The sequence below is a fragment of the Mycobacteriales bacterium genome, from assembly GCA_036497565.1.
In the GTDB taxonomy this organism is placed as follows: Bacteria; Actinomycetota; Actinomycetes; order Mycobacteriales; family QHCD01; genus DASXJE01.
Genome location: DASXJE010000123.1, coordinates 1 through 9,505 on the forward strand (window position 1 = coordinate 1; position 9,505 = coordinate 9,505).

Annotated in this window: 10 protein-coding genes; 3 read left to right on the forward strand and 7 right to left on the reverse strand. The window is 65.3% G+C overall.

What is annotated here, in order from left to right:
• The 3 genes from VGH85_10925 to VGH85_10935 form a co-directional block, all read left to right on the forward strand.
• Positions 1-697: ABC transporter substrate-binding protein (locus VGH85_10925; GenBank protein ID HEY2174312.1), on the forward strand; the 697-nt coding region annotated here is incomplete at its 5' end.
• 935 nt (positions 698-1,632) lie between these two features.
• Positions 1,633-1,866 carry a hypothetical protein gene (locus VGH85_10930; protein HEY2174313.1) on the forward strand — a complete coding sequence of 78 codons (234 nt, stop codon included), beginning with the start codon at positions 1,633-1,635 and terminating at the stop codon, positions 1,864-1,866.
• Positions 1,860-2,753, forward strand: a complete 894-nt coding sequence (locus VGH85_10935) for an IclR family transcriptional regulator C-terminal domain-containing protein (GenBank protein ID HEY2174314.1) — start codon at positions 1,860-1,862, stop codon at positions 2,751-2,753. Before VGH85_10930 ends, VGH85_10935 begins: the two co-directional genes overlap by 7 nt.
• A gap of 46 nt (positions 2,754-2,799) precedes the next feature.
• Here VGH85_10935 and VGH85_10940 read toward each other — a convergent pair whose 3' ends face one another.
• From VGH85_10940 to VGH85_10970, 7 genes are all read right to left on the reverse strand, one after another.
• On the reverse strand, positions 2,800-3,858 hold the full coding sequence (locus VGH85_10940) for an NAD(P)-dependent alcohol dehydrogenase (GenBank protein ID HEY2174315.1): 1,059 nt from the start codon (positions 3,856-3,858) through the stop codon (positions 2,800-2,802).
• On the reverse strand, positions 3,855-4,550 hold the full coding sequence (locus VGH85_10945) for an iron-sulfur cluster assembly protein (GenBank protein ID HEY2174316.1): 696 nt from the start codon (positions 4,548-4,550) through the stop codon (positions 3,855-3,857). Before VGH85_10945 ends, VGH85_10940 begins: the two co-directional genes overlap by 4 nt.
• Entirely contained in the window at positions 4,547-5,584 is a 1,038-nt protein-coding gene (locus VGH85_10950; GenBank protein ID HEY2174317.1) for an amidohydrolase family protein, read from the reverse strand. The genes VGH85_10945 and VGH85_10950 overlap by 4 nt, the downstream gene beginning before the upstream one ends.
• A 14-nt stretch (positions 5,585-5,598) precedes the next feature.
• Positions 5,599-5,958, reverse strand: coding sequence for an MmoB/DmpM family protein (locus VGH85_10955; GenBank protein HEY2174318.1), 360 nt, complete (start codon positions 5,956-5,958; stop codon positions 5,599-5,601).
• A 3-nt stretch (positions 5,959-5,961) separates the two neighbouring features.
• Positions 5,962-7,062 (reverse strand): toluene hydroxylase, encoded by a 1,101-nt coding sequence (locus tag VGH85_10960; protein HEY2174319.1) that lies wholly within the window; start codon positions 7,060-7,062, stop codon positions 5,962-5,964.
• Entirely contained in the window at positions 7,059-8,111 is a 1,053-nt protein-coding gene (locus VGH85_10965; protein HEY2174320.1) for an FAD-binding oxidoreductase, read from the reverse strand. The genes VGH85_10960 and VGH85_10965 overlap by 4 nt, the downstream gene beginning before the upstream one ends.
• Positions 8,112-8,192: 81 nt before the next feature.
• Positions 8,193-9,505, reverse strand: a 1,313-nt coding sequence (locus VGH85_10970) for a methane monooxygenase (GenBank protein ID HEY2174321.1), incomplete at its 5' end; no start/stop codon positions are given.

The window sequence follows — 9,505 nt, forward strand, 5'->3', positions numbered from 1 at the left end:
GGTCGTCACCGCCGAAGATGTCCGTGCCACCTTGGTCCGAGCCCTGTCGCCAGACCTGGGTCCCACTGCGCCGGCGGCACACATCCTGCGCGACGTGATCGGCCTTGACTCATATCGCGATCACAGAACCAGTGACGTTTCAGGGATCACCGTCCGCCAGGGAGCGCTCGTGATCAGGACCCGCCGGCCCGTGCGCGACTTTCCGGCGCGCCTGGCCCTCCCGTACTTCTGCGTCCTGCCCGCCGGCACGCCGACCCCGCAAGGCGGCTATCAGGAACCCTTGCCGACAGCAGGACCGTATTACCTAGCTGAGCACGAAGGCGGCGTCCAGGCCGTCGTCAGACCCAACCCCCACTACAGGGGCACCAGGCCGCGACGCCTCGACGCGATCGTCTTTCACATCGACATCGCAGAGCGATCCGCAATCGCGCAGGTGCGCCGGGGGCAACTCGACTATGTCGTTGGCAGGAGCACCGTCATGAGCAGGCGCGTCGGCTGCCAGATGAACCTGCCCGGCGTCCCGGGGATGGATCTGGCAGCCGCCTGCGTTCGACCACTCGCCAGCTCGAACCCCGCCGCAGCGGTGATCAGTCCGAGTGCGCCGGCACCTTGGCGAGCGCGCAACCGGGCCGATGCTCGCCGGAACGAGAGGACGCGCACCACTCCGGGCACACCCCGCGCGACTTCAGTGGCGTGAGGCCGCTCCACTGGTGCTTCTCCAGGAGTCGCCGCAATTCATTGTTCTCGGTCCGGAGCGTCTCGATGTCCTACCTCCGCCCTGTGGGCCGATCGACCGGTCCGAAACTGAACGCTTGGACAGCCGACCGCGCGCCGTCGCCCGGCACCGTTTCAACATGGGATCAGGCCAGCGACCCTGGCGACCGCCCAGCGGACGCTGACCACTGACCGATGCCGTGACTGTCAAATTTGCCTTTGCACGCCACTGGCGACAAGGCCCTCAGGAGGAAATTGGCTATGAACAGACGGATGAGTGCGATCAAGCGGTGCGCGGTGTCGGCGACAGGCGTCGTTGCTGCGCTGGCGATGGCCGGTCCGGTCGCCGGGGCGAGCGCGGCCACGCCCACGTGGCCGGCGGTGCCACCGCTTCCTGCCCTGCCATCCTTGGGCAGCCTCCCGGCGTTCCAGCCGGCACCCCTGTCCTTTGTCGGACCCTCGATTGGCTCCATCGGCGTGGCCATCGGCCCGACCGTCATTGGCTCGGTCTTCAACGGCGGGACGACAGTCTGCGTGTCCACGGTGGCGACCGCATGTAGCACTAACGCCTCCCCGTAAGACCGGGGCGGAGGTAGCGGGGGCCGGCGGCTTGAGCGACCGAGGCCGGCGGGCCCCCTTTGAGGCGCTGATTGGGCGCGCGGCTCACCTTCGAGCCTCCCGACTGATCGCCGCGAAGCCAGTTGCCGGTCGACTACCTGCAGGGTGCCACATTGGGCACTCATTCACATAGCGACCCCGCGAAAGATGACCCTACGCGAAGGCAAAATCCCCATCTGCCGGCCGGCGACTCGTTCGACGACTGGCCGGGGGACCTCTCCGAGCACCGCATCCGGGTAACGCGTGCTTCCTAACCCGGTCGAAACCAGGTCACTTCCGCGGCGAACGGACGATGACGTCATGGATGCACAAGTCGATTGGCGCGAAGAGTGCGCCCGGGTGTCGGAGGCATATGAGCGGTGGTGGGACGCCGTGCAGGCAGATACCGCGCTCGCGCTCCGGACCTATCTGGCCGTTCTGGACGGCGGGGAGCGTGCTTCGGACGTCTACCCCGAACTGATCAGCCGCCTCGAAAGTGCGGTTCTGAGCTGCTCGCCGAGGCCGATCGAAGATGGTGGAAGTCAGCAATGGTGAGCAATGACCACCGCACCGGCTCCTCCAGGCAGGTGGTCGCTCTTGCTGGGGCCTCTTCCGACCAGTCCGGCGCAGACCAGACCGCCGCCGCGGCGCGGGGCCTGAGCACAGCTCGAGCGGTGCTGAAGGTCCTCTCGTACATGGCGCTCCATCCCGAGGGCGTTAGTGCGCGCGACGTCGCGGCGGAGCTCGGCAAGAGTGTCTCGACGGCTTACGGTCTCCTCGCCAGCCTCGACGAGGAGGGATTCGCCTACCACCAGCGAGGCTGCGGCTACCAGCTGCGCGCCGGGGCGGAGTTCGGCGTTCAGCGGTCCATGACCTCGGACAGTAGGGTGCTCTCCCAAACCGTTAATGAGCTCTTCGCCCGGACGCGTAAGCGCTGCTACCTCGCACGAGTCGAGGCTGGAGCGATTGTCATCATTGCCGTCTCCGGCCGGCAAGGCATTCCCCGGGTCCCAGGGCTTGAGCCGCGAATCGGCGGTAACGCTCATACGGTGGCGATGGGCAAGGTGGTGCTGTCGTTGCTGCCCGAGGGCAGCCGCCGGCGCTATATCGAGCGCGGCCTTTGGCGCTATACGCCCCATACGATCGCCTCGACAGACGCGCTGATGTCTGAGCTTGAGAAGGTGCGACGCAACGGGTTCGCGGTCGATCGCGGCGAGTTCGACGCCGAATTCTGCACTATTGCCGCGCCCATACTCGACGCCCGCGGGCGGTTTCTCGCCGTGCTGGGGCTATCGACGTTGATGCGGAGGTTCGAGGCCGAGGCTCAGGATCTCCTCGATGCGGTTCGCGAGATCGCCGCGGCGGCGGGCGGCGGGAGTGAGCGAAGTGGGCCGCGGGATGACCTCCGCTCGTCCAGCATCCGACGGTCCCGAGCGGCCTGATAGCCCGAGGAGCGTTCGCGGCGACTGGGGTCCTCCTGCACGCGGACTAGACGCTGGGTCCTCCCTCTATCGAGCCGCTCGCGGGGAGGAGAATCCCTCGGCCGCGCAGCCGCCCATTCTGCAACTCCGCCATCGCATCGTTGACGGCGTCAAGTGGATAGGTCGTCGTATGCAGGCTGACCTTGCCCTGCGCAGTCAGGGTCATCAGCTCATCGAGGTCGTTGTAGGAGCCGACGAGGTTGCCGATGAACGAGATCTCGCGTGAGATGATGTCGATCGTCGGCACCTCGATGTTCTCGCCGTAGCCAACCACGAAGTAGGAGCCAGCCTGACGCAGCATTGCGACTCCGTCCTGGGTGGTGCCGCGATCTCCCACGAAGTCGATGACTGCCTCCGCGCCGTCGCCGTCCGTCAGCTCGCCCACGGTGTGAACATGGTTGCCGTCCACCGGGACGGTCCGATCGGCGCCTAGCTCGCTGGCGAGGGCGAGCGCCCGCTCAGAGGGATCGACGACGATGATCTCCGCCGGCGTCAGCGCGCGCAGGCACTGGACGCCGATGTGGCCGAGACCGCCGGCGCCAATTACCACCACGCGCGTGCCGGGGTAGAGCAGTGCCGCAGCCTTCTTGACCGCGTGGTACGCGGTGAGCCCGGCGTCCGCCAGCGCTGCGATGTCCTTGGGATGCAGCGTCGGCTGCAACTTCACGACAGCCCGGGCGGTGGTCTTCAGCAGGTCGCCAAACCCACCGTTGCTCGATATGCCGGGGAACGTGCTGTTGGCGCAGTGCACGTCGTCGCCCGCGCGGCAAGCGCGGCACAGCCCGCATGTAACGAGCGGGTGCACGATCACCGTGTCGCCCAGTTCCACGTTCGTGACCGCCGAACCGAGCTCGTAAACCCAACCCGCGTTCTCGTGTCCGAGGGTGTAGGGCAGTGTGACCCCTGCCTTCTCGGCCCACTGCCCTTCTTGGATGTGGAGGTCGGTTCGGCATAGGCCCGCGCCTCCAATCCTCACGATCACATCGTGGGGATCGGTGATGGTTGGCTCCGGCACCTCTTCCACGCGAAGCTGTTCGTGGTACTGGTGAAGCCTTGCCGCTCTCACACCGCCACCTCCTCGGGGTCTCGGATTCCGTATCTCGTCTTCAGCAGCGCCCGGCAGAGCCCGGCGTTGCCCTCGACGCTGAGCCGCACCAGGCGGGCGATGCGCAACCAGCGCATCAGTTCTGACGCGTCGAACGCCCGGCCCTTGGGCGAGACGAACGCCGGCGCTTCGGGGGAGGCGTCAATCCCCAGTTGCGCGCGCAGGACGACGCAGCGTGCCTGGTCGGGACCGGGCTCCAGATCGGAGAGCTGCAGCCCCACCACCTCGTGCGGCGTCTGACCGGCGCGCAGCAGTGAGTCGCACAGCCGGGCCTGGCGAGCTACGAACGCCTTGCGCGCGAACGTCTCGCTCAGCTCGCCCAGCTCACCCGTGGTCTCGCCGGCGAATGTCTGCGCGAAGCCCGCGCCCCGGCTCACGCCACGGTTGATCTCGGTCGCTGCGGAGTGATCTTCGAGCTTCACGACAGCTTCCTGGACTCCGTCCAGTGCGAGCACTGCCGACCGTGCGCCTTGGACCATCAGCCACGCGAAGTTGGGCGCGCAGAAGTACGTCGGCAGCCGAAGGCGCACGGCCACGCGTCCTTCCTCGACGTGCACTCCGGCGACGAACCCCAGGTCCGTCAGAGGCTCATCGAGCTCTGGGTCCCGGACCTCGGCGAGGGCGCCCAGGACCTCCTGCGCGGTCGTCGTCATGCCGGACTCACAGGCTCCGAGCCGATCACGGCCCCCGTCGTGGCGACGGCGTCCAGGGCAAGCTCCGCCGGCACCTCGATGTCGTACAGCCTGGCGGCGTTCAGGCCGAGAATCTTGCGCTTCACATCCGGCGTGAGCGGAGCGTATTCGCCGAGCATGTCGTCCGGGATCTGAAAGTCGACGAACCGCTCGACCAGCCATTTCGGCTGCCAGATCGCGTAGTCGCTGCCGAAGAGGAGCCGGTTTTCGTCAAGCCAATAGCACAGCTCGCCGATGATCTGCGCGAAATAGCGCGGCCGCGTATAGATGAAGGGCATTGCCACCGAGAAGCCGCCGTACACGTTGGGCTCCTGAGTGCCGATCCAGCAGAAGTCCTCCAGCCGCGGCAGCCCCAGATGCTCGACGATGAAGTTCAGTTCGGGAAAATCGGTGGCCGCGTCGTCGACGTCCGAGACATCGAACGCATCCCGATTGAGCGGCCAGATGGTCGGGCCCTTGTGGATGTGCACGTTGCGCACCCCGAGCTCCCGGCACTTGTCGAGGTAGCGATAGGACTCGGGCGAGTCCAGTCGCCAGCCTCGCGAGTCCCCCTTCCACTCGGCCGTGTAGAGCTTTACGCCCTTGAGCTGATACCGGCTCACCAGGGCCTCGAGCGCCTCAAGGCCGGCCTCGCCGTCCCGCGGGTCGAACGCGCCATTGACGATGAACTTCCCGGGATACTTCTCGGCCACCGCCGCGCACTGCTGAGTGGTGTTGAACCCGTTCGTGTAGAAGTCGGTCAGATACGTTGGCTGGAAGATCGCGACATCGGCGTAGCCGACCTCAAAGATGTCGTGCAGCAGATCTTCCTCGCTGTACTTCTCAAACTTCTCAAGGGGCCACTTGAACTCAGGCGGGCTGAGGTTCTGCTGATAGTCATAGAAGCAGTTGATGAAGCCTCTGCCGTACTTGTTGGCCTGGTTCGCTGGGCTGGCGTCCCAGAAGTGGATGTGCCCGTCCACGATGAAGTAGCGCTCGCCGTCTTTCTCGTACACGTGTGTGTCTCCGTCTAGTCGATGGGCTCGAGGTCGAAGCCGATGTACTGGGCGGCCTCCTCGGGGTTGGCAAATAGCAGCACGCGGTCGTCGAGCACAACCATGCGTCCGTAGTGAGTCGACATGATCTCCTCGAAGTCGTCGCCGCCGAAGTCATCCCAGCCCAGTGCTTCGGCGAGTTCGGCGAAGTCGAAGTCGATCTTCTCCGGGCCGTCGACGCGGATCATCGCCGGCATGTCCTCGATCGTGATCCCGGGCTTGCCATCCATGACCCTGGCCACGACATACCCGACTTGGTTGTTCATCAACGTGACACCGGTTCGATTCGACGCCGTCCGGTCGGACTCGAACCGGGGGTCAGCTTGTGCACTCATCGATCACAGCTCCTCTGGGGATTCGAGGCCGAGGCCATCGAGGAGGTCGCCGAACCGGGCCTTCGCCCGTGCCAGCGAATCCTCAAAGGTCACGACCTTTTCGGATAGTTGGGACCAGACCGGTTGCAGCTGCCGCCCCGCCTCGAGGCTGCGCGGCACCCAGCTCGCCAGCCACTCTTGGAGCTGGCGGCGGTTCTCGCCGGCGTATTCTGGGTCGTTCAGCAGCAACTCGAACAGGTGGCGCGCGGTGCGCTCCTCCCGATGCGTATCGGCCTCGCCGGCGCCCATCAGCGTCGGCGTGACGAAGTCGCCTTGCAGCGCAGCGCACTGCATGACGAATCCGCTGCGGAACAGCTCGCCGACTAGTGGTTCGAATACCAGCGCAGTGGCGAAGAACGTCTCCGCCCAATCGCGTGTCGCGGTCAGGAGCTCGACGTTCTCACGGACGCCTTGCCATACAGGATCCTCTTGCCAAGCGACCCGGTGAGCGCTCCCGTCGAAGCCGTCGAGCTGCTCGCTGATCTCAAGGTTGTAGAGCATCAGATCCTGCGCGAAGCGAAGCTTGTGAGCCGCGCCGACCGCCAAGGCGTTGTTGATCATGTTGGTCGGCGCGTTGCGCTGAATGGCCGTGTACACGTGTAGACCGATACCGTTCTCCGCGTGAGCCCATGCCCCGATGTGGCTCTCCACGACCTTGATCCAGTTGCGGTTCCAGCCGTCGAAGGCCTGCTCGGCCTTGGCGTTGGCGACGGTCTGTGCCACCTGGCGGACGATGTTGGCGTTGTTACGGTAGATCGTCTGTTCCCATTCCTCGTTGGGATCGAGGAACTGGTGCCAGTTGGAGGATTTGAGCGCTGTCCACTCCTGCGGATAGCCGCCGGGCCCGTCCGCGAATCCATAGATCCAGCCCTGGATGAGGTATCGCGCCGGATCGGGCTGGACATCGACTGTGACGTCCTCATAGACGGTCGCGCGGCGCTTTCGCGGCGTGAAGTAGCTAAATGCGCGGCTCTGCCACGACGGGAATTCGCGGGCGCCGGCCTCGGCATCGGTGAAGACCGGCTTAGGAACGCTACGTTCCTTTGGGGGGCTCTGGGTGCTCATGTTTGGCTCTCCTCCGCGTCTGCTGTTGTCGTGAACTTGTCGTAGTAGATCTGCGCCTCAGGCACACCTCGCCGCACGAGAAGCTCGATGGCCGCGTCCACCATTGGCGGCGGACCGCACACGTAGGCGTCGACGCCTGCCAAATCGGGCTCACTGCGATCGACCACGTCAGTGATCAACCCGGTCTCACCCGTCCAGCCGTCATTTCCCACCGACTCGGAGAGTGCCGGGACGAACCGAAAGCCCGGGATGGGCACGGCCAGCGCGGCGAGCTCCTCGACGTGGAACAGGTCGGCCGCGCCACGTGCACCGTAGTAGTAGACAGCGGGTCGAGGAGTGCCCCGCTCCGACATCGCGCGTAGAAGCGAGAGGATCGGTGCCATTCCCGCGCCGCCGCCAACGAACACCACCGGCCGGTCGGAGCGCTCACGCAATGTGAACACGCCGTACGGACCACGGATCTGCAGCTCGTCGCCGACGCTGAGGCCACCGTCGGCCAAAAGGCCGGAAAAGTGGCCGCCCGGATACAGCTTGATCATGAACTCGAGCCGGCCACCGTCAGCTGGGGTGTTGGCCATCGAGAACGACCGGTGCTGGCCGGTCCCCGGAATCTCGATGTCGACGTATTGGCCGGGATGAAAGTCGAACGCGACGCCGTCGTCTACGCGAAGAATGAGTCGGCGGATGTCGGACGTAAGCGGCTCAATAGCCTCAATGTGGGTCTGGAGTGTCTGCAGCGAGATTCCGCTCTGAAGGATCTCCTCGTCGTAGTTGATCAGCTCGATCTCGAGATCGGTCACGGCGTGGGCTTTGCATAGCAGCGTCCACCCCTCTTCCTCCTCATAGTCCGGCAACGCGAAGGTGGAGTAACGATCAAGATCGACCTCGCCGTCGAGTAGGAACGACTTGCACGCGGAGCACTGACCCTCCTTGCACCCGTGCATGAGCATCAGGCCCTGACGGAAGGCGCCGTCGAGGATCGTCTCGGCCTCGTCGACCTCGAATTCGATGCCGACCGGCTCCAGCCGGACGACGTGTGTCTGTCCCATCTCTCTTTCCTTCCGTCACGGTCTGGCAGGGGCAGCCGGCCCGGGGACGGGGCCGGCTGCTCTCTGCGCGTCGTCGAGTGGTTAGATTGCGGCTTCGGGGGCGGGGCGACCGCCCGGGCCTCCGGCCTTGTAGCGAGCGATGTGCTGCTCGCGCTCTTCCGAAGACATCTCGTTCAGCAACACGTTCGGGCTGTTGACCGTGTATCCGCGGACGTCGGCGAGTGTCCACATCGCGTTGGGATCCAGGTCCAGATGCGGCTGCGGCACGAGCGTCTCACCGTCGTCGCGGACGTAGCCGAGATCCTTGACAATCTCAGCGAGGTCCTGGCCGTGGTACATCGTCTCCCACTCGCGCTGGCCGGTGAGCCGGCCCATCGACGGGGTCGGGCGGCCGTTGTACTCGGGCCGGAACGCGACCTTGTCGGTCCAGTGACACGTCTCCGAGCAGTAGGTGCGGACCTGCCCGTCGACCTCATCGACCACCATGTCCTCCCGGATCAGGCACGGGACCATGCAGCTCCAGCACCGGTGGGGATACTCGTACCCGGAGAGCCCGGGCTCGAACGTGATCGGGCCGTGGCCGTTGCGCTTGCTCAGGTCCGTGTAGCGCTCCCACCACTTGCCGTACTTGTCGTACCACCCCGGATACTTGTGCTCGAACCACTCAAAGTCCGTGTCGTCCATGCCGTCGATGCGCCAGAAGTTGACCGGCCAGCCGGTGGCGAAGAACTGGGCGACCTCATGGACGTAGCCCTTGTTCCAGATCCGATTCCAGGACTCCTCGACGAGATCATGCGGGATCGTCAGGCCGTACTTCTCCAGCGGCACCAGGTAGCTGCGGTAGTAGTCGTCATAGATCCAGCGGCGCCACATCTCGGCGTAGCTCTCGCGATCCTTGCGCCGATCCTTGGTGCCGTACTCGATGAACGTCCCGATCGCGGCGTCGACGACAGCGTGGTTGTTCCACCAGGCGTAGCGCAGGTCGCGCTCCAAAAGCTCGCGGTTGCGCTCGTCGGCCAGCGCCATGAGGATGATCGAGTAGCCGTTGGAGATGTGGCGGCTCTCGTCTGACTGCACGCTGTGGAAGACCGTGGGCAGCAGGTAATCGCCGTTGGCCGCGGCCTCGCCCGGCATGGCCACGAACAGCACGTTGGTGAACGCGGTCTCGGCGACGATCGTCAGATAGATGTTGGCGGCGGTGATGGCATCCCCGGTGATGAACCCCTCGCCGAACTGGCGGCCGATCGTCCCCGCGTAGCAATTCTGGAAGGCCTTCTCGGTGATGTCGAACCCGGCGGGATCGATGTAGTGGTTCATGTACAGCCGCTTGAGGTTCATCTGGATGGTCGAGTGGCGCACCTCGTCGATCATCTGGATGGCCAGCCCGTTGTGCA